The sequence below is a fragment of the Vulcanisaeta sp. JCM 16161 genome, assembly GCF_001316285.1.
The window spans coordinates 38,534-62,796 of sequence record NZ_BBDO01000001.1 but is presented as its reverse complement, the minus strand read 5'-3'; the positions used below and the strand labels follow the sequence as shown (position 1 = coordinate 62,796).

27 protein-coding genes, 1 tRNA gene and 9 pseudogenes are annotated in these 24,263 nt (G+C 45.0%); 21 read left to right on the top strand and 16 right to left on the bottom strand.

Annotated features, from left to right (window positions below; genetic code table 11):
- Nucleotides 1-31: 31 nt before the first annotated feature.
- Nucleotides 32-566 (bottom strand): annotated as a pseudogene (locus JCM16161_RS00380) (nicotinamide-nucleotide adenylyltransferase).
- A gap of 165 nt (nucleotides 567-731) precedes the next feature.
- Between JCM16161_RS00380 and JCM16161_RS00375 the strand changes: the two are divergent.
- The 4 genes and pseudogenes from JCM16161_RS00375 to nucS all read left to right on the top strand — a co-directional run bounded on the left by JCM16161_RS00375 (nucleotide 732) and on the right by nucS (nucleotide 3,383).
- Nucleotides 732-1,925, top strand: a pseudogene (locus JCM16161_RS00375) (citrate synthase/methylcitrate synthase).
- A 59-nt stretch (nucleotides 1,926-1,984) separates the two neighbouring features.
- The gene (locus JCM16161_RS00370; RefSeq protein ID WP_054854651.1) at nucleotides 1,985-2,212 is read left to right on the top strand and encodes a hypothetical protein; all 228 of its coding nucleotides are present in this window, start codon (nucleotides 1,985-1,987) and stop codon (nucleotides 2,210-2,212) included.
- Nucleotides 2,209-2,583, top strand: a complete 375-nt coding sequence (locus tag JCM16161_RS00365; RefSeq protein ID WP_054854650.1) for a hypothetical protein — start codon at nucleotides 2,209-2,211, stop codon at nucleotides 2,581-2,583. Before JCM16161_RS00370 ends, JCM16161_RS00365 begins: the two co-directional genes overlap by 4 nt.
- A gap of 177 nt (nucleotides 2,584-2,760) precedes the next feature.
- Nucleotides 2,761-3,383, top strand: a pseudogene (nucS, locus tag JCM16161_RS00360) (endonuclease NucS).
- A gap of 2 nt (nucleotides 3,384-3,385) precedes the next feature.
- Here nucS and JCM16161_RS00355 read toward each other — a convergent pair.
- The gene (locus JCM16161_RS00355) at nucleotides 3,386-3,757 is read right to left on the bottom strand and encodes a hypothetical protein (protein WP_243668270.1); all 372 of its coding nucleotides are present in this window, start codon (nucleotides 3,755-3,757) and stop codon (nucleotides 3,386-3,388) included.
- A 233-nt stretch (nucleotides 3,758-3,990) separates the two neighbouring features.
- Nucleotides 3,991-4,685 (bottom strand): annotated as a pseudogene (locus tag JCM16161_RS00350) (phosphoribosyltransferase).
- Between the two features lie 107 nt (nucleotides 4,686-4,792).
- Between JCM16161_RS00350 and JCM16161_RS00345 the strand changes: the two are divergent.
- The 4 genes from JCM16161_RS00345 (at nucleotide 4,793) to JCM16161_RS00330 (ending at nucleotide 6,981) form a co-directional block, all read left to right on the top strand.
- Nucleotides 4,793-5,557 (top strand): DMT family transporter, encoded by a 765-nt coding sequence (locus JCM16161_RS00345; protein WP_243668269.1) that lies wholly within the window; start codon nucleotides 4,793-4,795, stop codon nucleotides 5,555-5,557.
- 156 nt (nucleotides 5,558-5,713) lie between these two features.
- Nucleotides 5,714-6,502, top strand: coding sequence for a hypothetical protein (locus JCM16161_RS00340; RefSeq protein ID WP_054854649.1), 789 nt, complete (start codon nucleotides 5,714-5,716; stop codon nucleotides 6,500-6,502).
- Nucleotides 6,492-6,680 carry a hypothetical protein gene (locus JCM16161_RS00335; protein ID WP_054854648.1) on the top strand — a complete coding sequence of 63 codons (189 nt, stop codon included), beginning with the start codon at nucleotides 6,492-6,494 and terminating at the stop codon, nucleotides 6,678-6,680. Before JCM16161_RS00340 ends, JCM16161_RS00335 begins: the two co-directional genes overlap by 11 nt.
- Before the next feature lie 70 nt (nucleotides 6,681-6,750).
- Complete coding sequence (locus tag JCM16161_RS00330; RefSeq protein WP_013336951.1) at nucleotides 6,751-6,981, top strand: histone family protein; 231 nt, start codon at nucleotides 6,751-6,753, stop codon at nucleotides 6,979-6,981.
- A gap of 53 nt (nucleotides 6,982-7,034) precedes the next feature.
- Here JCM16161_RS00330 and speD read toward each other — a convergent pair whose 3' ends face one another.
- The gene (gene speD, locus JCM16161_RS00325; protein ID WP_054854647.1) at nucleotides 7,035-7,427 is read right to left on the bottom strand and encodes an adenosylmethionine decarboxylase; all 393 of its coding nucleotides are present in this window, start codon (nucleotides 7,425-7,427) and stop codon (nucleotides 7,035-7,037) included.
- A gap of 69 nt (nucleotides 7,428-7,496) precedes the next feature.
- Between speD and JCM16161_RS00320 the strand changes: the two genes are divergently transcribed.
- The 4 genes and pseudogenes from JCM16161_RS00320 to JCM16161_RS00310 all read left to right on the top strand — a co-directional run bounded on the left by JCM16161_RS00320 (nucleotide 7,497) and on the right by JCM16161_RS00310 (nucleotide 10,764).
- A complete protein-coding gene (locus JCM16161_RS00320; protein WP_054854646.1) occupies nucleotides 7,497-7,961 on the top strand; it encodes a hypothetical protein in 465 nt (154 codons plus the stop codon).
- 17 nt (nucleotides 7,962-7,978) lie between these two features.
- On the top strand, nucleotides 7,979-8,164 hold the full coding sequence (locus JCM16161_RS13480) for a hypothetical protein (protein ID WP_243668268.1): 186 nt from the start codon (nucleotides 7,979-7,981) through the stop codon (nucleotides 8,162-8,164).
- A gap of 38 nt (nucleotides 8,165-8,202) precedes the next feature.
- Nucleotides 8,203-9,012 carry a diphthamide synthesis protein gene (locus JCM16161_RS00315; RefSeq protein WP_243668267.1) on the top strand — a complete coding sequence of 270 codons (810 nt, stop codon included), beginning with the start codon at nucleotides 8,203-8,205 and terminating at the stop codon, nucleotides 9,010-9,012.
- Nucleotides 9,013-9,073: 61 nt separating this feature from the next.
- A pseudogene (locus JCM16161_RS00310) lies at nucleotides 9,074-10,764 on the top strand (TCP-1/cpn60 chaperonin family protein).
- Here the strand turns inward: JCM16161_RS00310 and JCM16161_RS00305 are convergent.
- From JCM16161_RS00305 to JCM16161_RS00285, 5 genes are all read right to left on the bottom strand, one after another.
- Nucleotides 10,753-11,520 (bottom strand): hypothetical protein, encoded by a 768-nt coding sequence (locus tag JCM16161_RS00305; RefSeq protein WP_054854865.1) that lies wholly within the window; start codon nucleotides 11,518-11,520, stop codon nucleotides 10,753-10,755. The pseudogene JCM16161_RS00310 and the gene JCM16161_RS00305 overlap by 12 nt on opposite strands.
- Entirely contained in the window at nucleotides 11,507-12,442 is a 936-nt protein-coding gene (gene tadA / locus JCM16161_RS00300) for a type II/IV secretion system ATPase subunit (RefSeq protein WP_054854645.1), read from the bottom strand. The genes JCM16161_RS00305 and tadA overlap by 14 nt, the downstream gene beginning before the upstream one ends.
- Before the next feature lie 40 nt (nucleotides 12,443-12,482).
- Nucleotides 12,483-13,085 carry a hypothetical protein gene (locus JCM16161_RS00295; RefSeq protein WP_054854644.1) on the bottom strand — a complete coding sequence of 201 codons (603 nt, stop codon included), beginning with the start codon at nucleotides 13,083-13,085 and terminating at the stop codon, nucleotides 12,483-12,485.
- 27 nt (nucleotides 13,086-13,112) lie between these two features.
- Nucleotides 13,113-13,940, bottom strand: coding sequence for a transcription initiation factor IIB family protein (locus tag JCM16161_RS00290; protein WP_054854643.1), 828 nt, complete (start codon nucleotides 13,938-13,940; stop codon nucleotides 13,113-13,115).
- Between the two features lie 108 nt (nucleotides 13,941-14,048).
- On the bottom strand, nucleotides 14,049-14,399 hold the full coding sequence (locus JCM16161_RS00285) for a hypothetical protein (RefSeq protein ID WP_054854642.1): 351 nt from the start codon (nucleotides 14,397-14,399) through the stop codon (nucleotides 14,049-14,051).
- 58 nt (nucleotides 14,400-14,457) lie between these two features.
- Between JCM16161_RS00285 and JCM16161_RS00280 the strand changes: the two genes are divergently transcribed.
- From JCM16161_RS00280 to JCM16161_RS13475, 3 genes are all read left to right on the top strand, one after another.
- The gene (locus JCM16161_RS00280; RefSeq protein WP_054854641.1) at nucleotides 14,458-14,880 is read left to right on the top strand and encodes an Lsm family RNA-binding protein; all 423 of its coding nucleotides are present in this window, start codon (nucleotides 14,458-14,460) and stop codon (nucleotides 14,878-14,880) included.
- A gap of 70 nt (nucleotides 14,881-14,950) precedes the next feature.
- On the top strand, nucleotides 14,951-16,066 hold the full coding sequence (tgtA, locus tag JCM16161_RS00275; protein ID WP_243668266.1) for a tRNA guanosine(15) transglycosylase TgtA: 1,116 nt from the start codon (nucleotides 14,951-14,953) through the stop codon (nucleotides 16,064-16,066).
- 89 nt (nucleotides 16,067-16,155) lie between these two features.
- Nucleotides 16,156-16,596 carry a hypothetical protein gene (locus tag JCM16161_RS13475; RefSeq protein ID WP_243668265.1) on the top strand — a complete coding sequence of 147 codons (441 nt, stop codon included), beginning with the start codon at nucleotides 16,156-16,158 and terminating at the stop codon, nucleotides 16,594-16,596.
- On the opposite strand, the pseudogene JCM16161_RS00270 reads toward JCM16161_RS13475, so the two are convergent.
- A pseudogene (locus JCM16161_RS00270) lies at nucleotides 16,587-17,236 on the bottom strand (PAC2 family protein). The gene JCM16161_RS13475 and the pseudogene JCM16161_RS00270 overlap by 10 nt on opposite strands.
- Before the next feature lie 169 nt (nucleotides 17,237-17,405).
- Here JCM16161_RS00270 and JCM16161_RS00265 point away from each other — a divergent pair.
- The 5 genes and pseudogenes from JCM16161_RS00265 to dcd all read left to right on the top strand — a co-directional run bounded on the left by JCM16161_RS00265 (nucleotide 17,406) and on the right by dcd (nucleotide 20,617).
- Nucleotides 17,406-17,636, top strand: coding sequence for a 30S ribosomal protein S17e (locus tag JCM16161_RS00265; protein ID WP_054854640.1), 231 nt, complete (start codon nucleotides 17,406-17,408; stop codon nucleotides 17,634-17,636).
- 34 nt (nucleotides 17,637-17,670) lie between these two features.
- A pseudogene (locus JCM16161_RS00260) lies at nucleotides 17,671-18,208 on the top strand (Hsp20/alpha crystallin family protein).
- A gap of 44 nt (nucleotides 18,209-18,252) precedes the next feature.
- A pseudogene (metG, locus tag JCM16161_RS00255) lies at nucleotides 18,253-19,517 on the top strand (methionine--tRNA ligase); the annotation flags it as partial.
- A gap of 44 nt (nucleotides 19,518-19,561) precedes the next feature.
- Nucleotides 19,562-20,014 carry a class I tRNA ligase family protein gene (locus JCM16161_RS13470; protein WP_243668264.1) on the top strand — a complete coding sequence of 151 codons (453 nt, stop codon included), beginning with the start codon at nucleotides 19,562-19,564 and terminating at the stop codon, nucleotides 20,012-20,014.
- Between the two features lie 65 nt (nucleotides 20,015-20,079).
- Nucleotides 20,080-20,617: pseudogene (gene dcd / locus JCM16161_RS00250) on the top strand (dCTP deaminase).
- A gap of 1 nt (nucleotide 20,618) precedes the next feature.
- Here dcd and JCM16161_RS13465 read toward each other — a convergent pair.
- The 6 genes from JCM16161_RS13465 to JCM16161_RS00225 all read right to left on the bottom strand — a co-directional run bounded on the left by JCM16161_RS13465 (nucleotide 20,619) and on the right by JCM16161_RS00225 (nucleotide 23,092).
- Entirely contained in the window at nucleotides 20,619-21,341 is a 723-nt protein-coding gene (locus tag JCM16161_RS13465) for a hypothetical protein (protein WP_243668263.1), read from the bottom strand.
- 185 nt (nucleotides 21,342-21,526) lie between these two features.
- Entirely contained in the window at nucleotides 21,527-21,796 is a 270-nt protein-coding gene (locus JCM16161_RS13460; protein WP_243668262.1) for a hypothetical protein, read from the bottom strand.
- A gap of 4 nt (nucleotides 21,797-21,800) precedes the next feature.
- Nucleotides 21,801-22,067, bottom strand: coding sequence for a pyridoxal-phosphate dependent enzyme (locus JCM16161_RS00240; RefSeq protein WP_054854639.1), 267 nt, complete (start codon nucleotides 22,065-22,067; stop codon nucleotides 21,801-21,803).
- Nucleotides 22,068-22,101: 34 nt separating this feature from the next.
- Nucleotides 22,102-22,284 (bottom strand): hypothetical protein, encoded by a 183-nt coding sequence (locus JCM16161_RS00235; RefSeq protein ID WP_054854638.1) that lies wholly within the window; start codon nucleotides 22,282-22,284, stop codon nucleotides 22,102-22,104.
- A gap of 117 nt (nucleotides 22,285-22,401) precedes the next feature.
- Nucleotides 22,402-22,752 carry a pyridoxal-phosphate dependent enzyme gene (locus JCM16161_RS00230; protein WP_054854637.1) on the bottom strand — a complete coding sequence of 117 codons (351 nt, stop codon included), beginning with the start codon at nucleotides 22,750-22,752 and terminating at the stop codon, nucleotides 22,402-22,404.
- Nucleotides 22,753-23,015: 263 nt separating this feature from the next.
- Nucleotides 23,016-23,092: transfer RNA gene (locus JCM16161_RS00225), tRNA-Ala, on the bottom strand.
- Between the two features lie 248 nt (nucleotides 23,093-23,340).
- On the opposite strand from JCM16161_RS00225, the gene JCM16161_RS00220 reads away from it, so the two are divergent.
- Nucleotides 23,341-24,240 carry a molybdopterin-dependent oxidoreductase gene (locus JCM16161_RS00220; RefSeq protein ID WP_054854636.1) on the top strand — a complete coding sequence of 300 codons (900 nt, stop codon included), beginning with the start codon at nucleotides 23,341-23,343 and terminating at the stop codon, nucleotides 24,238-24,240.
- Nucleotides 24,241-24,263 lie beyond the last annotated feature (23 nt).

Sequence of the window (24,263 nt, the reverse complement as noted above, 5' to 3'; positions counted from 1 at the left end):
CCGTGCATATGCTTCAATCTACAATAGCCACTTACCACCTGTGTGGTTCTGCTTCGCCTGTGGCTATTGTCTTTAGTCTTTCTATTCCATTTATCTTCTTAATTATTTCGGCTACGGATTTTGGTACGAGTTTCTCCCACTCTGGATCATCTTTGAGCATTAACTCCCTAATTCTCGTTGAATTATACCTCTGCCTATCATAGAGCGGTTGTTGTCTCACCTCAATTCCTGCCTCTCTAAGCAGCATGGCTACGAATGGATTCCCCGTGTATGCTACTTGGAATGGTGGCACATATGACCTTAAGTAGCCGAACCATGCCGCATTATTTTCAATATTGGGTATCGGCACGATTATTACCTTGATAAATCTACACCACCCTCCTCAATGCTTCCCTCAGCATCCAAATTCTCTCGCCTACAGTGAATGGATCTTTGATTATGTAATTGAACTGGGCGGAACCAATAACCGTTATTAACTCATCAACCTCATTGAGTATATCCCTTATGGCCCAAACATGCCCCCAATGCGGTGGTTGAAACCTGCCAATGAAGATCCCCCTAATCATTAAGGTTAGAAAACCCATGCAGTATTAAGCCTTTCATTACATATCCCCATGAACCAATTTTTTTTAACTATCTATTATGAATTCGACATTTGACTAATACCTTAAATATAATTAAACTATATACTAGGATAGCATTTAAATAAGTGCCTGCTGAACTAGGGACGTATGAGTGAAGAGGTTAAAGAAGTAAAAATCCAAACGAGTGGTAAAGTTATTCAAAGTCCCTGTGGGCCTATAATTCACGGTCTTGAAGATGTCCTTGTAAAGACCACTACCATAAGCGATATTGATGGTAAGAATGGCATTCTTTGGTATAGGGGTTATAGAATTGATGACCTAGCTAAGTATTCAACCTTTGAGGAGGTTGCGTACTTAATACTATACGGTAAATTACCCAATAGGAAGGAACTTGATGACTTCAGGCACTACTAGCCTCATATAGGGACCTGCCTAGTGAGGTATATTCCATAGTGACCACCTTAGGTAAGGTTAAGGCACACCCAATGCACGCACTTGAGGCTGGAGTAGCCGCCCTGGGGGCTTTCGACGAAAATCCAAATGATTATAGTAAGGAGCCAATCTCAGGAGAGCCATTAAATTAACATCCGCCTTACCAATAATGATAGCCGCACATTACAGAGCAAGTAGAGACTTGGACATTGTTCCACCTAGGAAGGACCTAAGCCACGCCGCAAACTTCCTATACATGATGTTTGGCAAGGAACCCGATGAAACATCAACAAAGGCAATAGACCTTTACTTGGTCCTTCACATTGACCATGAAGTACCTGCATCAACATTCGCGACTCTAGTCGCAATATCAACATGGACGGACCTATATTCAGCGATTGCGGCTGGCATAGCGGCGTTAAAGGGTCCACTTCACGGTGGTGCGAATGAGGCTGCAATGAAGCAGTACCTGGAGATTGGGAAGCCAGAGAATGCTAGGCCATACGTGGAAAAACTGCTTGCTGAGGGTAAGAGATTGATGGGTGTCGGTCATAGGTGTATAAGGCCTATGACCCGAGGGCCAGGATCTATAAGGAACTTGTTAAACAGCTTAGTGAGGCTAAGGGTAACATGACGTGGTACAGGATTGCCGAGGAGGTGGAGAAGGTGGTCCTTGAGAAGTTGGCTCCTAAGAAGCTTTACCCGAACATCGACTTCTGGAGCGGCATAGCAATGTACCTACTAGGCATACCCTATGAATACTACACACCAATATTTGCGATGTCGAGGGTAGTTGGGTGGGCTGCCCACGCCATTGAGTACCTAGACCAGCACAGACTATTTAGGCCTAGGGCATGCTATGTAGGGCCTCATGATGTACCCTACGTACCCATTGATAAGAGACAGTGATGGGCTTTCGTTAGTAAAAAGTGTTAAAAGTACCATTTCTCATAATCTCTTCGATTTCGATGCATAGCAATGAGTTACTAAGGGAATTAAAGAACATGCAAGCTGGCCTGAGGGGATTGGCTGCTAGGGCCGTGATTAATTACATAATGACTGAACTTAATGAGATTAATTCAGTAACTAAAGATGAACTTAATGCCATACTACGTAATGCCCTAAGCCTAATAGAGATTGAGGAGGGCGATATCCGTAGGGTTAAGGAGTTTATTGAAAAGATGATTAATCAATGAATCTGGTCTACCTAATTAAGTGGAGGAAGTGCTTTGATAACGTTGTTAAGAATAGAGATGTAAACATAATTAATCTAAGTAATGAGGGAGCGCTCGTAATGATAGATGATGATGTGGACTTCACCAATAAAGCCCTTGATAACGGGTGCACGGCATACGCCAGGTATTACAGGTTTAGATTAATTAAGCTAGGTAATTTAGAGAATGCTCAGAAAGCGATTAAGCCCCTTGATATCTGGATTGAGAATAATACGCTTAACATAATCATTAACCCATTAAGACTCAGCACATTTGATATCGCCAAGATTCTTTATGACCTAAACTTTGAGCTGGAGTTAATAAGTGAGGATGATGTTGAGTATACGAAATAACGAGTGAAGAGAAAGTTCTTATGCATTTAACAATAAGTGCATTAGATGGATCTCACAAGTTTTATTAACAAAGAAGCGGCGCCAGACCTTGAGTACTTAGTTGATCCATCACCAACCGAGGCTCTTAGGCTAATTAACCTTAGGAAGAGCACTCATGTAATACTCGTTTATGGGGACATGACGGCATCCTACGAGGGCAGGGCAAAGTCACAGCTCGAGGACTTAATGCCTAGACTAGTCATTTCAAAGCCTGATGGAACGTTCATGGTCCACGAGTCCAATAAGGAGAAGCCCAGGCTTTGGAACCCACCACCATCCACGTTATATGCCTCAATAAACCTCGGCGTGCTAACACTCAGGAGCGTTAGGGCTAGCCCGAGGGAGATCGTGGTTGTCGAGGTGCCCGTGATTAGGCTCGTGAGTGCGTGAGGCTTGGCGTCACGTTAAATTACAGGGTCTTTGGCACTGAGGAGGACTTGGTAAATGCCATAGTGAGTAATCCGGGCATTGTTGAGGATGGGCTGCAAATAATTGCCAGGGAGTATCACACAATCGTTGGCGACATAGACCTGCTGGCTAAGGACTCCAGGGGCAACCTAGTGGTTATTGAGTGTAAGAGAAATCAGGCAGGCCCCGAGGCTGTTAATCAGCTTAAGCGTTACGTAGAACACCTAAGCCAGAAGGAGGGCAAAAACGTTAGGGGTATTCTCGTGGCGCCCTCCATATCATCCGCGGCCTATCATTACCTGAGGCAGTATGGCCTTGAGTTTAGGCGTGTTGAACCGAAGAACCTGGTTTGAAATCATGGTATTGCTGCAAATAGTACTAGGAATACTATGGCTAGGATTACGGACATTATGTACCAGCGTAAAGAGAGTACCGCCAGGTCTTTGAAATTCCTATCCCTTCCGTAATTAATTAGTGATAGTGTTAGGAGTAAACCATCCGTCGAGGGTATGGCGATTATGAGCGTTAACAGTACCGTCTCGGCCATTATTGATATGGCGATATTGCTGGACACGGCATTCGTGGCTATACCGGCATAGACCCACTGTTCAGCTGTATTCCAAATACCAAATAGCGGTATTAACGATGGACCCAACGACATCATTAGGTTAGTTAACCTGTAGGAGAAGGCTGCGATCTGCGATATTGATGATAACTTATTAATCATTGACTGCTCCTGGCTAATTTCCTGGTTGACCTGAGACGCAAATTGCTGGCTGGGTTTCACGGCATAGCTAGGAAGTAGGCCGCTAGGAAAAGCAGTAGTAGGATTAGGTATAGGTATATTCTGAGTCTCCCCACCCTACCTATTATGGATGCCCTTATTCTCTCCTCCTGTGTTAGCATTCATGATTTGCTAATCGTGGGCTTTAAAAATGATTACTCTCTCGCCTTGATTAGTCATGCCTTAAGCACTATATGCTCAACACCATCCTTATACGTCCTGGTGATTACACCCTGCCTCTCCAGGTTCCTGAGGGCCAGATCTATGTAGGTTACCTTAACCTTGAGAATCTCATCGCCGTACCAATCAACCATCTTACTAACTATCTCGTTTAACGTCCACTCCCTCTTACCACCCCTGGACTCCTCAATAAGTACTCTTCTTATGAAGTTCGTGGTGTCCTCGGTAATGTTCCATGGATAGACAAACCACGTCCAATCCCTGACCTCAATAGCCCAGTAATCAGGCTTGAACTTGGCGACGGTTGATATCCACTGGAGGCTGCGGTCCTCACCTCAACATTCCTGTTATTACGTTCTATGTGCTCCTTAGCCAACTGTATGGAATCACCAGTATCGACTATATCGTCAATCACAAGGACTTTCTTACCACTTAAGTCAACGGATAGGGGATACTTAATGTACGCCTTCTCAGCCACCTGAGCCGTTGATGGCCAGTGAACAACCTGAAGACTAATTAGGTCGGTGATACCTAGGTAATCACAGACGAGCCTAGCCGGTGCGTACCCACCCCTGGCTATCGCAACCACAATATCCGGTAACCAACCCGAGTCCTTTATTTTCATCGATAATAACCTGGCCCACTCGGCTATTTCGTCCCAACTAACAAGCCTTATAGGTACCTTAACCACGTTTTTTTGATAATGCTCATGCTAATTTATAAATTTCATGCCCACGCTGGGGATAGTGCATTGTTAATGCATTTAAAACTTGATACTTGTTAATCCAGAAGTGATTTATGGCAATTAAGTACTATCTTGTGCTCGCGGTAGCGGTGGTGGCAATATCCTGGGCCTCAATACTAATATTATTATCCGGTGCCCAACCAATAGCCGTGGCCTTTTGGAGAACCGCGATAGCCGCGGCCGTACTATCGCCGTTACTCGTGATTGAAAGGAAGAACAATGCGTATACACCGTCAATGAATGAGCTGGTGCTAATGGTTATAAGTGGCGTTGCATTGGCAACGCACTTCATGACCTGGATTGAGAGCCTATACCTAACCACGGTGGCTGCAAGCACCACGTTAGTCTCAACATACCCAATATTTACATTGGCCATGGGTAAACTAATTGGCGAAAGGGTTGGTAAACGCTCAATAATGGGAACTCTAACCGCTTTCCTAGGCATTGTATTAATCACAGTACCTGAATTTTACGTGAGTATGAAGGCATTAATTGGTGACCTACTCGCACTTGCAGGCGCCGTGTCGGGTGCCGTGTATTTCCTGGTCGGTAGGTTCATTAGGGTTAGGGCCTCTCTAGCGACATACACAGTACCCGTCTATAGCGTCTCGGCAGTAACAACACTGATTGTTGGCTTGATAATGCATACCAGGTTCTGGCCATACCCACTATATACCTGGTTTTACATATCAATGATTGTACTCGGCCCAATGCTGCTTGGCCACACATTATTGAATTATTCCCTTAGGTATTCAAGGGCCATAACAGTAACCACATCAACACTAGGCGAACCTATTGGAGCTCAATACTCGCATTAGTAATATTTCACCAGATTCCTCAGGCGTTAACCATTGTTGGGATTGTCGTGACGTTATTCGGCATTTACATGGTAGTTTCCGAGGAGGTCCATGGAGGGGCTTAATGTGGATTAGGTAAATTAATTAGTTCTCTTAACTCATTAAATTGGGGATTCTGTGGATTGCGTTATAATAGTTGATTCGCGGGAGTACGAAACGGCTGAGGAGGTCATTAAATGGGTTAAGAGGTTGGGCTGCAGTGTCATTCCTCGTAAACTCGACATTGGTGATTACGTATTACCAAATGACATCGGTGTTGAGCGTAAGAGGGCTATGGACTTCATATCATCGATAGTCGATGGTAGGTTATTCGAACAAGGCAGGGAATTATTACATGCATTTAGTAAAGCCTACGTAATCGTTGAAGGTGACCTATGGAGGGCCCTGAATAGGAGAGATGTGCATAAGCATTCTGTGCTTGGCGCGTTGGGTATGTTGGTTGACATGGGCATCAGGGTATTATACACACCTGATGAGGAGGGTACGGCGTATACCCTGAAGTCATTGGCAGAAAGAGCAGGGAGTAAAGGCATTAAGGCTGTTCCAGTTAAGAGGGGTGAGACGATCAGGGACGCCCAGATTCAGTTCCTATCATCATTACCAGGCATAGGTCCGAAGAGGGCAGAGGCATTACTAAGGGTCTTTGGAACACCACTTGATGCATTGAATAATTTAGGGCAATGGACTAGGAAGGTTGATAATATAAATGAGGGCATAGTTAGCCTTGTTAGGAAGGTACTAACCACGAAGTATGGCGATGAGGAGAATAGCGTGGTGATTCCAATAGATGAGGCCATTAAGGAGGTGAATAATAGCAGGGGCGACACCGATAATAAGGAGGATAAGAAGGCTAGAGATAGTATTAATAACAGGCGCAATTTAATGGATTTCCTCGGTGATAAATGATGGTAATTACCTGCCATACTGCGGCATGAATAATTGGGCAATGGTGCAATTCCTAAGTAGGAGGGGTAGTGAGAACTTCATAATTGCATGCCGTTGCAATAATTGCGGTAAGATCTTTTACTTATACAAAACGAAATTCGCAACATTAACATATAAATTAGAAGATATTGGCCTTTAATACGCACGTAATTTCTTGTGTGTAGAAAGAGGAAAAATCCTTAAATATTAATCCCTAAAGAATATCATTAATGCCAGAATTACCACTGGCACCAATAGATAGAATTTTCCATAAGGCAGGTGCTGAAAGAGTGGGTGAAGATGCAATACAAGCATTGAGAGATATCCTTGAATATATTGCGTTTGATATAGCCTCAAAGAGCATAGAATTGGCGAGACATGCTGGAAGAAAAACGGTAACAGCCGATGATGTTAAGACTGCAATTAGAATTCTTAGATGTATACCTGCGCCAACATCATAATGCCATTATCTAAATATTAAAAAATTTATTAATTTATATTTTTGAATTAATTATTATTCGCTTGATCTATCTGCATAATTAACAACGTATCTCCTCGGCTTAAGAACACTAACGATATAATTAAATGCTTTGTCAGGCATGCTATGATCACCGCATGTGTAAACGTCAACCGTGGCGAATCTATAGACAGGCCATGTATGTATTGCTATGTGACTCTCCACCACCAATGCCAGTACACTCACTCCCTCCTTATCACCGTTAATGAACTTCCACGACTTTACCTCGACTAAATGGACATTAGCCACTTCGGCGGCCTTTATTACTAATGACCGTAGGAATTTCTCATCACTTAGAATATTCGGGTCAACCCCGTATAAATTACCATACACGTGCTTACCGATCACCCCATTTAACCTTTCATATTCCAACTGGGTTGTTGTGGACATGGCTTTGGGTTCTAAGACCTCGATATGAGCACGCCTTTAAATTCTTTTCCTTTAAATAAAAGAGGGAATATGGGTATGACCGTACCTTATGTACCCACGCCACGTGATGTTGCAATTGAAATGCTCAAATTAGCCAATGTGAGACCTGGGGAGGTTGTTGTTGATCCAGGCGCTGGTGAGTGCGGTATCATTACATTGGCGGTCACGATGTTTAACGCCATTGGTATAGGCATTGAGATTAACCCAGCACTCGTTAGATCCTGCATTGAATCCTTTGAGAGGTTAGGACTGAGGGGTAGGGCGTACGTTGTGTGGGGTGATCTTTTCGACTTTGATTATTCAATAGCTGATGTAGTGACATTATACTTGGGCAGTGACATTAATGAGAAACTAAGGCCGAAATTAAGTAGGGAGCTTAGGCGTGGTTCCCGGGTGGTTAGTCACGACTTTGAGGTGCCTGGTTGGAGACCTGTAAATTCCATCGTCGTCGATGGACCATTTAGAACGCACAAAATTTATTTATATATTATTTAATAAGGTGATGGTATTCCGTGAATCATAGCAATAATTTAACGGAGGTGTTGGGTGCGTACTTACTACCACTTAGAGACATTGAGGGAGTTTTGAGCAGGGATAAGGTTAATGTAAAAGTTCTTGTCGAGACTCCCCTTGGGTTTAAGAACGTTGGGTTGGAGGTAGTACGGTACCTAAATGATAAGGCTATAGGGCATACCTGAGCGGCCAGAATGTTTGGGGGGCTTGTGATTTCTCGGTGGTGGGTGATTATCAATATGTAATTCATTTAGGTCATGCATTGCCACCTAATATTATTCGTATAATAAGTGGTAATTTCAGGGTGAGAAGAAGAGATTTTAGTGACGTTATTATTATTGAGGTTGAGAATGGACCTACGGTATTATTCTCAGCCATTTATTACGAACCAAGGCCTGAACTATTAAGCAGGGCTAGGGATGCCCTTAGTAATTTCATTAAGTTAGGTATTAATCCCTTCATAGCATACTCATTACCGTATAAGTTTTATGCCCAGGAGATCGCTGAAACGCTTAATGCACCAATAGCGCCTGGCCCCATAACCGGCTGCTTCATAAACTTTCCAATACCGAGTACGGTCCTATTCATAGGCTCTGGGTATTTCTATCCACTGACATTTAAGTTATTAAAACCGCAGACAACCGTTTACCTATTCGACGTGTTTAGGGGCGTGGTTGAGAACGTGGATAATGTATACCGCAGGTACCTAGCAATGAAGGTTAAGGCTATTCAGGATTTTAATAGTGCAAGGTCTGTGGGTATTGTTATTTCGAGGAAACCCGGCCAATATAGGCCTGACTTAATTGAAGCGTTGGTTAATAGGTTAAGGAGGTTGGGTAAAGAGTTCGTGATTATTGACTTAAATGAGGTTTCGCCTGATTACGTTAATAACCTGCCCGTGGATGCCGTGGTGAATACCGCATGCCCGAGGATTGGTATTGACGATCTTGATAGGTTCATGAAACCCGTTGTTAATGCAGGGGATGTCCTTAAGTCGAATGCCCTTGATTTAAGCAACTTATTGGTGTGGTGATGCATGGGTTAACCTTCATGGTAAAGAAAGGTTTTTATAGAAGTGCTTTACGGAGTCGCCGATGAGCAGCGGTACACAGGCATATCTAGCACAGATCGGTGGTGTGCCAGTACTGGTATTGAAGGAGGGAACTCAAAGGGCCTTTGGTAAGGAGGCAATGAGGATAAACATAATGGTCGCCAAGGCTGTTGCTGAGGTTATGAAGTCAACACTTGGTCCTAAGGGCATGGATAAGATGCTCATTGACAGCCTTGGCGACATAACCATTACAAATGATGGAGCAACGATACTCGATGAGATGGATGTACAGCACCCAATTGGTAAATTACTCGTTGAAATTTCTAAGACGCAGGATGACGAGGTTGGTGATGGAACAACAACGGCAGTAATACTGGCCGGTGCATTACTTGAGGAGGCTGAGAAGCTGCTTGATAAGAACATACACCCAACAGTCGTGGTTTCAGGGTTTAAGAAGGCACTTGACGTAGCCACCGAGCACCTAAGGAAGATTGCAGTACCTGTGAAGAGGGATGACGTTGCAACGCTTAAGAAGGTGGCGTCCACAGCAATGCATGGTAAGATAAGCGAGACAGTAAAGGACTACTTCGCGGAGTTAGCCGTTAAGGCGATGCTACAGGTTGCTGAGGAGAGGAATGGAGAGTGGGTTGCGGACCTGGACAATGTGCAGATTGTTAAGAAGCACGGTGGTGCCCTTGAGGATACGCAGTTGGTTTATGGCATCGTGATTGATAAGGAGGTCGTCCATGCTGCAATGCCCAAGAGGGTTGTTAATGCCAAGATTGCATTACTCGATGCACCACTTGAGGTTGAGAAGCCCGAGATTGACGCTGAGATTAGGATTAATGACCCCAACCAGATAAGGGCATTCCTCGATGAGGAGGAGAATATATTAAAGTCATATGTTGACAAATTCAAGGCGCTTGGAGTTAACGCCGTCTTCACGACAAAGGGCATCGATGACATGGCCCAGTACTACCTGGCCAAGGCCGGTATCCTGGCTGTTAGGAGGGTTAAGAGGAGCGACATTGAGAAGCTCGTTAGGGCAACGGGCGGTAGGTTGGTGACAAACATTGAGGACATGACGGAGGCGGACCTAGGCTTCGCGGGCCTTGTTGAGGAGAGGAGGGTTGGAGATGAGAAGATGGTATTCGTCGAGCAGTGCAAGAACCCGAAGGCCGTCAGTATACTAATTAGGGGTGGCTTTGAGAGACTCGTTGATGAGGCTGAGAGGAACCTAACGGATGCCCTTAGTGTGGTTTCTGACGTCATTGAGGAGCCCTACGTATTACCTGGTGGCGGTGCGCCGGAGATGGAGGTTGCTAAGGTCGTTAGACAGTTCGCGGCTAAGGTTGGCGGTAGGGAGCAGTACGCGGTCGAGGCCTTTGCAAATGCCGTTGAGGTAATACCAAAGACTCTCGCCGAGAACGCAGGTCTTGACGCTGTTGATGTACTAACCGAGCTCAGGCACATACATGAGAGTAAGGAGGATGGGTGGAAGTACGGTATTAACGCCTTCACAGGCAAGGTTGCTGACATGTGGTCGTTGGACGTCATTGAGCCATTAACAGTTAAGTTGCAGCTTTGAAGGCCGCCGTTGAGGCTGCAACGATGGTTTTGAGGATTGATGAGATAATTGCTGCCAGTAAGATTGAGAGTGAGAAGAAGGAGGAGAAGAAGGAGGGCGAGGAGGGTAAAAGCGAAAGTGGAGGTTCAAGCTCATCACTTGACTAAGGTCAAAAGTATTAAGCTCAATACTATACTTAAAACGATTGCTGTAAGGGGCATGTATATACTAACATCAACGTTAAATTCCCTCCTCATGATTCTCATGAAGATGATTATCATTATCGATATTATTACCTGAATTGAAATTATAAAAAGAACGTTCCAGTGAATTCCAAGGAATTGAAGAGACTTCGCCACCGCCGGTATTGCGAAAAGTAGTATGTAATAGCTGAGCATTACCGTTCTCAAGCCCCTCCTCAACGCACTAATTGACATCTTATCACTCGCATACCTTAGCGCCAACACATGCCTAGCAAGGCTTAGCTCGCTCATTGAGAGATCACCCTGCAATTCCCTGGATAATATGGAGTCGAGAACGTCATCATGAACATCGTATAGAGACCTCAGTAGGTGAACCCACTTACGCGAATCATTAATCCCGAGGATGCTCATTATTAACGAACCATTACCACTTAATAACTCACTCGCAAAGTTATCCTGGGCATTCATAGAACTTAATAACTCGCTATTAAGCCTGCTCTTAAACCTGAGGAATATTCTCCTAATTACAATTGTCATAAGAGTCACAAAGAGGGGTATTAAGAGGGAGAGGTATGGGTTTACCAACGTGGAGAATATGAATAGGGCTATGGGGCCTATTGATGTTATGCCTACGATGATCGTTAATGACTTATCAAGTGAATCAATTACTTCCTGAGCCCTAGCCCTGGCATTGCCCAGTAGGTATTCATTTAGGCTCATTACCATCACCAACACTATTCAATAGCTTGTTTAACTGAATTGAATACTCAACATAGTCATTATTAACGGTATTACCCAAACTCATTAGTACATTAATTACCGCACTTATTTCCCGTCTCCCTGGGTTAAAGCCCTTCGGATAGGTAATGGACTTAACCCGACGTTTAGAATCAACCCTCTCCATCGTCACCAGTACAAATCTGCCCAGGTCAATCAATTCATTCAGCGAGAAGGTCCTCAACCTATTCATTAGTGATTCAACACCATCTGCATGTGTGGTGCCCAATACCTGGAGACCTGCATTAATGCCATGAACCAAAGCCTCAAAGTGATCCCTCTCCCTCAACTCACCAATTATTAGTACTCCATAACCCCTATGCAATGACTTAAGTACCTCCTCAGTCTTACCGATTATTGACTTAACCTTAACGCTTGGTGTTGGTAATTCCAGAGATTCATCAGCCTCATCAATGTATATCCTCCTTAGGTTCAGGGGTAGCGCCATATCCAGGGCATTTAACAATGTCGTTTTGCCACTTGATGGAGGACCCATTATTAGTATGTTAAGCCCATCACGCAGCGCCATGATTAATTTACCCGCCTCCTCAACACTTATTGAACCCAGGTTAATTAACTCATTAATTGTAAAGGGCTTCTTGTGGAGCCTCACGTGTACGGACAAGCCCTCGACAAGGGGCCACCTATCGACGGAGACCCTAAGCTTCTTATTGCTTATCGTGATTGAGAATTTACCGCTTGGGTTGTCTACAGAAACCCTAACACCGCTTATATTTGCAATCTTAAGGAATTGCCTGGCAATGGCTTGAGCATCAATATTGATGACCCTGCAAACTCCATACCTACTATGATTAATGTATATCGAGTCCTGGGTTATGAATATATCCTCAACCTCCTGATCCAAGATAATTGGCGCTAAATCACCTAAGCTAGGCTGGCGAGCATTATCGATGACCTGAGGGTCTGGTCCTCAATAAATAGGGATAGAAATTTCTCCTTGATAATAATAACGATGATAGAGAATACTCATTATTAGGAACAACCCTACTCACCAATTCGATTAAGTAACTTAAATAACCATTATTAGTCCTATGAACCTCAATTGCACATTCGCTATCATTAATTATCGGGTTGAAAGAGAGGGCCATGGATTGCCCATATACTGACCTGACATTATCAATTACTAATGAGAACCCATCCATTGCGATGATGGAACCCTCCTTAAACAATTCTATTCTTAAATGAGACTTGGCACCCTCCTTAACCAATGAATTGAGGAGCCTATTTATGAACTCCTTATCATTGCTTGATTTACGTACGGTATTAAGTATGGCCTTTAAATTCGATAATTCACAGGCGCTTAGTGTTTCAACAGCGTCTATGTCAATCTTACCCTCCATAGCCATGTTCGAAAGATTCCTCGTGAAAGCACACCCACTAACTAATGGGCATTTAATGCAATTCAGGATTTGATGAGCAGTCACTAACTTAATCAGCAGTGCTTCCCTGCCGCTGGGTATGTTTAATAATGGCTCAGGAATTCTCATGACCAATTCACCGGTATTGGCTACACATTAATCAGGGCATAGCTTACGCGCGTAATCCCTCAGGGTGAATTGACTGACTTGAAGAACCTTAGCCACATCCTCAACCCTAAACTTATAACCAAGTCTCTTACTCGCGCAGTAAATGATGGCTGCGGCCAGTATTGGTGGACTTCTTGACTGAATTACGGACTTCCTTAATGAATCAAGTAATTTCTCAGCCTCAAGATAAACCGTGACCCAGGAATCACCGAGTAACTTAACAAGTCCCGACTTTATATGCGATAGTATCCTATCCCTCAGGTTATACCTAACCCCGGTAATGGCCAGGGAATTCCTTATCGCCTCAAAGGTTAGTTTATGACCCCTCGACCTACACGTATTTATTACCTGCTTGGTACTCACGGGTAAATTATGCGACAGTATCACGTACAGCATCGCTGCAATGGCCGCCTCATAATACGTAGCCGATGACGAACTCCTATTTACCAGCATTTTCCTAAAAATAAGTTTAGCCTCCTCAACATACTCATTACCAATACCGAAGGATCTCGCAATGAATAACATGCAGTCATACGCCCTATACATTGAGTAGCTCTCACGCCTTACCCTGAATAACTCATTTATTGCCCTCAACCTTTTATAGATACTTAACCTCACCTCACCACTTCTCCTTACGCTTTTCTCCACGGACTTCCAAATTGGCGATAGGTCAATCTCTTCCCCATCTATTAATGGTGATGATTGTGTATACGTATCGTAAACGTATACAGAACCAATAACTGTACCGCAATCCGCACATACGTATTGCCCATCCCTCTCAATTATTCTTAAACTTCCGCAGTAGGGGCATTGCATGGCGTAATGATGTTCATTCTCGTTATTAATAAGTCCAGTGTTTATATGCTAAAGAGCTCAGGATTACTAAACTCCAGTGGAGTGTGGGGGTTTACTGAAACTTTCAGCTTACCTCAACACCTTCAAACCAATGTAAACCCTCTCGCCAACCTTAACGTCATTTTTAAAATTATTAACGTCCATTATCAAGCCCCCTATCGATATCTTAACGACACTTTCACCCACGTAATACACAACACCATTCATGTAAACATCCCAATTTGACGCGTAATTCGGGTCCTTCTCATTACTAATACTGACCCTGACATTATCCCCCTGCCTAATATCGACACCGACGGCATCCCTTGGGTATTCAAGGGCTAGGGATATCCCGGACCCACTACTCATTTCAAGCCTTACAACACCCCTGTAATCCGTGCCCTTAACATCCATTACCCTGAAATCACCACTTAACTGCATTGGTCTGCGGTAAGGAAAAATACTAAAAAAAGCTTATCTTATGTAATCATGATTAACTATGTCGTTACTCGCCGACGCAACCAGAAGGTTTAATGCGGAATTGCTTAACATGGTTAATAAGGAGGTTAGGGTAACCACAAGCACAGGCACTACATACCAGGGAATGCTCGTGGGCATAGACAGCTCGTTAAACATAATGCTTGTGGACGCCGTCAATAATAAGAATGAGAGGTTTTCCCGAGTGCTGGTAATGAGCCACGCCATAGTGGACATAGTCCTTGTTCAGGAGTTTGTGGATCTCAGGGAGTTCGCCAGGTACATAGACAAGTACTTCCCTGGCATGGTTAAGTATGTCGAGGAGGCAAACGTGGTGCAGGTGGGTAATGTTAAGGTTACGACGGCGGGCGTTGAGGGTTCAGGGCCACTAGCCAAGCGCGTTAAGGAGTTGTTTGATGAGTTTATGTCTAAACGGAGGGCTTGATTAACGAACTAAAACCACGTGATGAATACATTTTTTTTAGAGCAATTCCACCCATGCAGTAGTTCCCTCAATGTCCTTTGAAATACTAGAGAAGGACTTAGCTGGGAGGATTGGTAGGTTAAGGACTAAGTCCGGAATCATAGAAACCCCAGCCTTATTCCCGGTGATAAATCCCGTGAAGCAGGTGGTGCCGCTGAGTGACATTGCTGATGTGGGCTTTAACCAAGTAATAACTAATGCCTACCTGCTCAAGAGACATTATGGCGACCTAGTCAGAGAGGTTGGCGTGCATAAACTGCTTAATTGGGATAAACCAATCATGACCGACTCAGGCGCATATCAACTGCTTATGTATGGTAAGGTCGAGGTATCCCCAGACGAGATTCTTAAGTACGAGATCGACATAGGTACGGACATAGGCGTGATACTCGATATACCGACCCAGTGGGGCAGGCCCAGGAACATTGTAATGCTTGAGGTTGAGGAGACCCTGAGGAGGGCCAGGGCAGCCCTTGTTAAGGCTAGGGTCTGGGACCCCGAACATAAGATGCTTATTGTGGGCCCGGTGCAGGGGGGTGATAAGCTTGACGTACTTAGTTACTCAGCCATGAAGATGAGCGAGTTGAACTTCGATATCTACGCCATCGGTAGCCCAACAACATTGCTTGAGGAGTACGATTTCTTGACGATAATGAGGATGATAGCCGTAGTGAAGGAGAGGCTACCGCCGGGTAAGCCGGTACACCTCTTTGGGGCTGGTCATCCATTAATACTGCCCTTCGCTGTTGCCATGGGCATTGACCTATTTGATTCAGCGAGTTACGTGCTCTATGCTCGTGATGACAGGGTCATCCTTAGGGACAGGACGATGAGACTTAGTGAGGTTAAGGTTGATAGGATACCCTGCAACTGCCCTGTGTGTAGGAAGTATAGTGTTAAGGAGTTGATGAGCATGAATAAGGCTGAGCGTGAGAGATTATTAGCGATTCATAACCTATACGTACTATGGGAGGAGATTCAGGAGATCAAGACCAGGATTAGGGAGGGAACGCTTTGGGAATACCTAGAGGAGAAGGCTGGTGGCGATGCAAGGGTTAAATCAGCATTAATGGCCCTGAGGAGGGGCCTGAGGGCTTTATTGAAGGTGGTACCAGATGAGTCGGGGCGTGTGAGGCTCTTCACATAACATCCGTAGAGTCCCTGCATAGGCCCGAAATTATTAGGCATATTGAGAGACTCTTCAATAACTATGAGCCGCCACAGGGATGCATAGTCTTGGTATTGCCAGGTGAGCTCCTTGATAGACCATACATAAGGGATTCATTAGTCTACTGGTTAATAGAACAATTATCAACTAATAACTTACTTAGTAGGGTTCATGTGGTGATAAATAACCCTGTCCTAGGACCAATACCCTACGAAATAAGTGAAATATACCCACTATCACAGCATGAGTACCCGGAGCCAGTCCCGAACTACCTACGTTCACTATCCCGCCACTTGCTACGTAAATACCTAGCGAAATTACGGGATAGGGGGTTCACGGACGCCATAATAGTCGTGAAGGAGAGCCATGAGAAATTGATTAATGAATTTACCAACCTGGGCTTTAGAGGTATGACGGTGCTTGAAGCTAGGACGAGGCAGGAACTATATTCATTAATACCCTGGATCGTAAAGGAGGTGGGCGGTATCCAATGCAGTAATCAAATGTAGTGCGGAGGTCCCTCTCTACGTTTCATGCTCTCCTGTAACTCTTTAATTTCCTTATCAATCATGTCGGCCAACTCCCTTAATCTACTAACGTCAACCTCAACGCCGGTTAGTTCCTTTAGGAATTGAATGGCAACGATAGCCGCATTTGGGTCTGCACGGAATGGCTCGGCATACGGTAGTATTGAGATGGCGGGCACGCCCAACCTCTCGAACTCATTCATTAATAGTGCCAGTGGCCCAACCATTGCGTAGTTAAGTTCCATGAGCTTAACCTTACCCAGCGAATGCCTGCTCCTATACTCTGTGGTTACGGCAACCCTCAACAAATCCAGGTCCTCACCCCTCAGCCTATTATCAAGCCCACCAAAGAGTATTGCCTCCTTAAAACCATTAATGTACACCCAGCGGGCGAGCGCCTTAACAACATCATGCGCATACTTCGTCATGAAGTCGCCATCCAGTGTATTACGGAGATCGTAAAATCAGTCCCTGGGCAGTAATAAATCTCGCCAGGTGTTGAGAGCATATTCGTACTAATGATGTACGCACTCAATGGAGGCTCCCTGGGCATCTCTATGAACCCAACCCTACGGCAGTTAAGGGCATTGGACAGGTGCTGGACGACCAAGTAACCAACCATGCCTATGCCCGCAAATCCAGTTAAGAAGTAGATGGGCCTTAGTATTGGTTCCATAATATTAATCCTTACGTTACTCACGGCAATAATAACGCCTAAACCAGTTATTAAAAGCATTAACATTACGTACATAACATAAGATTTTAAAGGGGGTTAAGAGTACGACTGGTCAATGGGGCGTGTAAGACCAAGGTATATAAAGAGCCTTGCGAGGAGGTTGCTTGAGGTTTACCCGGATAGATTTAGCGATGATTTTGAGGCGAATAAAAAGGCAGTTGCTGAGTTAGCAGATATTCCGAGTAAGTCTGTCCGCAATAAGGTGGCTGGTGAGATAACGAGAATGATTAAGAGAATGAGGGTAAGCGCCGAGGAGAAGCCTGAGGTTGAGTTGGAAGGGCAATAAAGGTTTATTAAGACTATATTGTTTTTGTTCTTGTATGTCGTGGTTCGAGGACATTGACAACTGGTTCAAGAGAATTCAGAAGTACTTTGAGGAGCTTGAGCGAGAGATGGAGGAGGAGATGGAGAGAATGATGAGAGGAGTTACGCCAGAGGAAGAAAGGCGTGGAGGCAGGGCAAGACCTAAGTATTATTACTATGGCTTTGAGATATCCATAGGCTGACGGGAAGCCTAGGATTAAGGAATTCGGTAATGTCAGGCCGAAGGGCGAGAGGCCAATCATCGAGGAGGATATTGAGCCGCTAACCGACGTTATTGAGGAGGAGGATTCGATAAAGGTTATAATGGACATGCCTGGCGTTGATAAGGATAAAATAAGCATTAGGGTTACTGAGGATGGCAAGAAGTTGATCATAAGTGCTAGGGATAGCGATAGGAAGTACTATAAGGAGGTTGACCTGCCGGCCGAGGTTGATCCAAACCAGTCAAAGGCTACGTATAGGAATGGCGTATTAACAGTGGAACTGAAGAAGAAGAGTTCGGGCAAGAAGGGATTTGAGATTAAGGTTGAGTAATTTCTCTTAGTAAATCCTTAAAACTTAAATTTCTGGTCTACGTTGTGCCATTTGGTGGTGAAGGTGACCAACCTGGAAATGCTAAGAGAAGGTGGGTCATAGGCTCTGCATGGCCGTACATCTACGCAGTGCCTCACCTGGGTAATCTAATTGGTTCTGTATTATCTGCCGACGTCTTTACCAGGTACCTTAGGCTTAGGGGGGATGACGTTGTTTTTTGTGTCTGGCTCTGATGAGCACGGAACGCCGATAGAGGTTGAGGCGCTGCAGTTGGGTGTTAAGCCTAGGGATTTAACGGATAGGATGCACGAAATTGTGAAGAGGTTGTTTGAGCTATGGGAGATTAGTTTCGATAATTACACGAGGACAGAGTCTCCAGTGCATAAGGAGTTCGTTAGGGAATTCTTCATGAAGCTCTACAACAACGGGTACATAATCACCAAGGAGGATGAAGTGCCTTACTGCCCAAAGGACAGGATTTACCTACCGGACAGGTTCATAATAGGTACATGCCCATACTGTGGGTATGATAAGGCACGTGGAGACCAATGCGAGAACTGCGGTAGACTCCTTGAGCCGAAACTACTGATAAACCCAAGGTGTGCGATATGCGGTTCTAAGCCAATCTGGGTTAAGACCAGGCATTGGTATCTAGACTTAACGAAGCTTGAGGACAAGGTTAAGGAATACGTTGAGGGGAACACGGCGCTTCCCGAGAATGCTAAGCAGATGAGCCTTGGAATGCTTAAGGAAGGATTAAGACCAAGGGCAATCACCAGGGATAATAAATGGGGCATTGAGGCCCCATTTCCCGGCGCCGATAATAAGACAATATATGTATGGTTCGAGGCAGTGCTCGGTTACATATCAGCGACTATCGAGTACTTCAGGAATAAGGGTAATGAGGATGAATGGAAGAAGTATTGGTTCGACCCAAGTACACGGGTCGTGTTCTTCGTGGGCAAGGACAACATTCCATTCCACGTGATACTACTACCCGCGATGCTCATAGCCTCCGGGGACCCATACGTGATGCCCTACACCACAGCATCCACGGAGTACCTATTATTCGAGGGTAAGAAATTCTCCAAGAGCCAGAGGATTGGCATTTGGATCGACGAGGCATTAGCTCTAATGCCCGTTGACTACTGGAGGTTCGTACTGATTTACCAGAGACCTGAGGGAAAGGACACGAGCTTTGCATGGCATCAGGCCCTTGAGGTAATAAACTCAATACTAAATGATGTAATTGGTAACTTCATACACAGTACTCACGTTCATAAGCACAAGGTTTAATGGTGAAGTTCCCAGTGGGTCGCTTAGGGATGTCGATGTTAGGTATAGGGATGAGCCTTGGGTCATTTCAGGAGTGCTGAGGAGCATTATGAGAGGATTGAGCTTAGGGATGCGTTGATGGAGATTGTGGAGATCGCGAGAGTCGGTAATAGGTACTTAAATGAGAGGCAGCCATGGGAGTTAATAAGGGGTAATAAGGACGAGGCTGGCGCGGTCATGCTTAACGCCCTGCACATGGTTAAGGCCTTGTCAATAGGCCTATGGCCTGTGATGCCTAAGTCAATGGAGGACCTATGGTCAATGGCGGGCTTCGGTAAATTAACCTGGGCAGATGCCTACGAACCACCAAGGCCAGGTACAAGGGTTAGTAACGTGAGACCTCTCTTTAGGAAGATTAGTTATGACGAGTTTAAGGCAATGATGAGGAAGTTGGATGAGATAAGGGATGTTAAGGATAGGAATAGGTATCCGTGGGAGCAGGTGTACCTGCCAGCCAGTAGTGATGAGTAATACGTGGGGAATACCTGTGGTGTTTCATGGTAATAAAAATAAATCGCGAGACTCGTTAGTAATTGATGGCCGTACTAACGAGAGACGAAATACTAAGGCTTGTTAGGGGCGGGGCCCTATCAATCGAGCCCTTCAGTGAGGATGTTGTTAGGGAGAACGGGCTTGACCTTAGGGTCGGTACTGAGTACGCGATATACGCTTTCGATGGGCAGGTAATAGACCCGTGCGAGCTAGAGAGCGCTAGGCACCTATTCAGCATTGTGGAGGCTAAGGATGGCAGGATAGTCATACCACCAAGGAGCTTCGCCCTATTAACGACGATGGAGTACGTGAAGTTCCAAGGGACGTGGTTGGCTTTTGCAACCTACGTTCAACCCTCGCCAGGTATGGCTTAAGCGTACCACCAACAATAATCGACGCGGGCTTTGAGGGTAACGTGACAATAGAGGTAATAAACAATAGTGGTAATTACATGGTCCTTAGGCCCGGCATGAGGTTCCTACACGTGGTCTTAGTGAAAACAATTGGTGAGGCGAAGTACCTGGCAGGTACCTGGGTCAGAGGGGGGTCACGCCACCAAAGGGTATGAAGGGCGAATGCTGATTCATTGCGTATACTTAACGACTTCCATGCCGAGAACGCCGGCTATGGTCTCCAACTCTTTAACCGCATTGCCAGGTATTATGACGTGGTGATTATACGGCGCCAGCCTAAGGATGACCGAGGAGTTAATACCCAGGTCAAGTATGGCCTGCGTCCTACACATTTTATCACTCAGTAACCCTGACTCAATAACCCTGGCGTTAAAGATACCCATCCTCCTAAAATCGCTCGATACCGAGACCCCAGTCACCTCATTAAACAGCAACCTGCCAGTTAAGCCATAGTTAAATCCAGACTCAAAGTGGGTTACAACCCTGGCATCTCCGACCATGTTAAGGGCTATTGTGCAATGAGCCATTGTGACCTTACTGCCCTCAATATGGTTAGTATTTGCGATCCAACCACTATAACCAGTTAACTCCCTAGCAATGACCATAGAGAACAAAGCCCTTAGGTCAGCCTCGCATGCTGCTATCAATCCCTCCTCATTAAGCCTAGCCAACGCTAAACATGGTGTGACCCTATGCTTAATTAGGTATGGGAAGCAGTTAATGGCGAGGGCGTCATACTTACCATAAAGACCACGCATGGCAGCGTATATCCTACCAACGTCCCTAAGCCTCTCATCACCAACCTCAAACTTAACCCTACCTTTAATGTAATTGATGAACTCTGCGGTCAATTTCTCATCAGCATTATTAATCATATCCTCAAGGCTCTCCATGGTATAGCATCAACCTTTGCCTCAAACCTATCCTCAAAGGTCCTGGCCACACTATCCTTAGCCCTAACACCGAGCAGGGCAACCCTAATACTTAGTATGGAGGCTATAGCCTGGCGATCCTAAGCGCATGGTCGATGTGGCTCAGATCCTCAAGGTGAAGTATCCCTGAGTCAACCCCAACCTCACTAAGTAGGCTTTTGCATCAAGGCTGAGGCAAGGCTATTAAGGCCTGGATGGGAAATAAGAAGTAACCTACGTAAGCCATAATCCTCCGCGAACTCCCTAACCAGGCGACTAACACCGCCAGATAATATCAAGGCAACGACGAACGCATCGCCAATGCTTAATCCCCTTAACTCGTCAGTGTTAGATATGGTTTTATCAATGCCCTTAATTACGGGAATTCTATCCCTATGCAGTGGTGAGACAAAGCCCAGGACAACTATCCTCCTCATATACCTAGTAATTCTCAAGAGCCTTCATAAACAGTTCTGGGTCAATATTGCCGCCAGTCACCATTACCACGACCTTCTTACCCATTAACTGACTCCTTAATTTCATTGCAGCGGCCAGGGCAGCCGCACCCGCAGGTTCGGCGACCTGCCCAGCATTAAGGGCTAATTCCTTAATAGCCCTAAGCATCTCATCATCACTAACGAGAATAACGTCATCAATCCTACCCCTCAATATACTAAAGGGCAGTTCATAAGCCCTAGCCGTGGCCAAGCCTCGGCGATTGTCCTAGCATAGCCCGTGGAAACTAACCTACCCTCCTTAAGCGATAAGTAAACACTCGGCGCGCCCTCGGCCTGAACGCTACGACCTTAATTGATGGATTGATGGATTTATATACAACGACGGCGCTCGAAGCCCCTGAGCCACCACCTATTGGGTTTATCACCACATCAACATCGGGTAAGTCCTCAATAACCTCCAGGTGCATCGTACCAACCTGGGTAGAGCAGCGGCTCGTTGGTGCTATGCACGAATAATAGGCCTTCCCTATCTGCCATCTTCATCGCGTAGTCCAGGGCCTCATCAAATACCTTACCATGAAATACTATCTCGCACCCAAGTCCTTTAATGCCTCAACCTTAACCCTAGACACGCCCTCGGGCATCACTATCACGACCCTAGCACCAATTAACTTACCAGCATATGCAATGGATTGTGCGTGATTGCCCGTGGACGCAGCAATTAACCCCTTTCTTTGTGCCTCATCCTTCCTAATCATCGCAAAGTACACGCCACCCCTAACCTTAAACGCCCTAGTTGGTTGAAGATTTTCAAGCTTTAGATAAACATCAAAACCAAGTAACCTGGATAATTGACGTGAGTAAACAAGTGGGGTTCTCACCAAGTATTTACTGATTACCTGCCTGGCCCTATAAACGTCGGCTAATGTAAACATCAGTAATTACTCAAGCACTAAAAGGCTTAATTTTTTCCTCGGCTATTAATGTTAAGGAGGGGTTTGGGCTATGCATGAATTATTTAACATGTAAGCATGAAACGACGTTATCAAAAGGATGGAAGGCTTAGGATTAAGGGAGGATTATGAGTACGGCTTACGCAACCCATCATTAAGAACCGTTAAGTTAACCAAGGCATGGCGAGCTAAACTGCCTTACCTAAAGCTCACGGGCCTTATAGGAAACATACCTATTAAGAACGTGGTGGACCGGCCGGGATTTGAACCCGGGATCTCCCGCGTGCGAGGCGGGCATCCTTCCAGGCTAGACTACCGGCCCAAGGAAAAGCCGAGAACCAAGAAATTTAAGCTTTTAGCTGGGTCATGCAGTGATTTTTACGGATTTAATGGCCTTCCTGATTTCTTGCACGTGTTTTTAACTTAAATTGCTAGGGCCAGTAATTCATAAATTAGCAATAGGTATTGGGCTATCACAAATTTAAGAATTGGTAATGTCGTGGAATTAGTAATAAGTTTGTAAGGGATTCTGAATAAGCATTATTTAATTAATCAGGCGCATGAACACTAATGTCAAGGGGCGCCGAGGATAGAAGGTTGAAAGACATGGGAATTAGTAGTAGGAGGAGGTTTCTAAGCATACTATTGACTGCTGGCGCAGCCACAGTGTTGGCTAGCATGCTGCCCAACGCATTGATTAATAAAATGAGTGAAAGTAATACTGAAGGTGCCATTTTCAGTAATTCCACGGCATCTACCACGGTCAATAGGACGAACCAAGCGATTACTAATGAATCCGTGGTTAATGTAACTGTACCGGCATCATCACATATATCAGCCATTAAGTCGTATCCCACGAACAATACACAACGTATTATCGCGAATGCCGTGAATAATACCACGAACAGCATCAACAGTACCGCCGGTTCAGTTAATGTGAATCTAACACCATTAGATGATTGGTATGTCGTGCAGATAGGACCAACACCACAGGTAAATTCCGGTAATTATACCTTGGTCATTGATGGTCTCGTAAATAACCCACTAAGCCTATCCTATGCCGAGTTAATAAACATGCCAACCACAACCATCATAGATACTCTACAGTGTGTCTCAGATCCGTATTTCCTAAAAGCCGTGGTTAAGTGGACAGGCGTGCCCTTAAAGTACGTACTAAATATGGCTAGTGTTCAATCAAGCGCGACAAAGGTCATACTCTATGGAGCAGACGGCTACACAAGCGATTTACCGCTATGGAAAGCCATGGAGGACGACACACTAATTGCATTCATGGCTGATGGACAGCCGTTATTAACGACTCATGGCTACCCTGTTAGGTTAGTCGTGCCTCGATGGTGGGGTTACAAGTACGTTAAGTGGTTGGTTAAAATAACGGTGACTGACGAGAATTACCTAGGCTATTGGGAGTCGAGGGGCTACCCAGATGTCGCCAGGAAGAATGGTGATTAACATGCAGTCTTTGCATATTGATG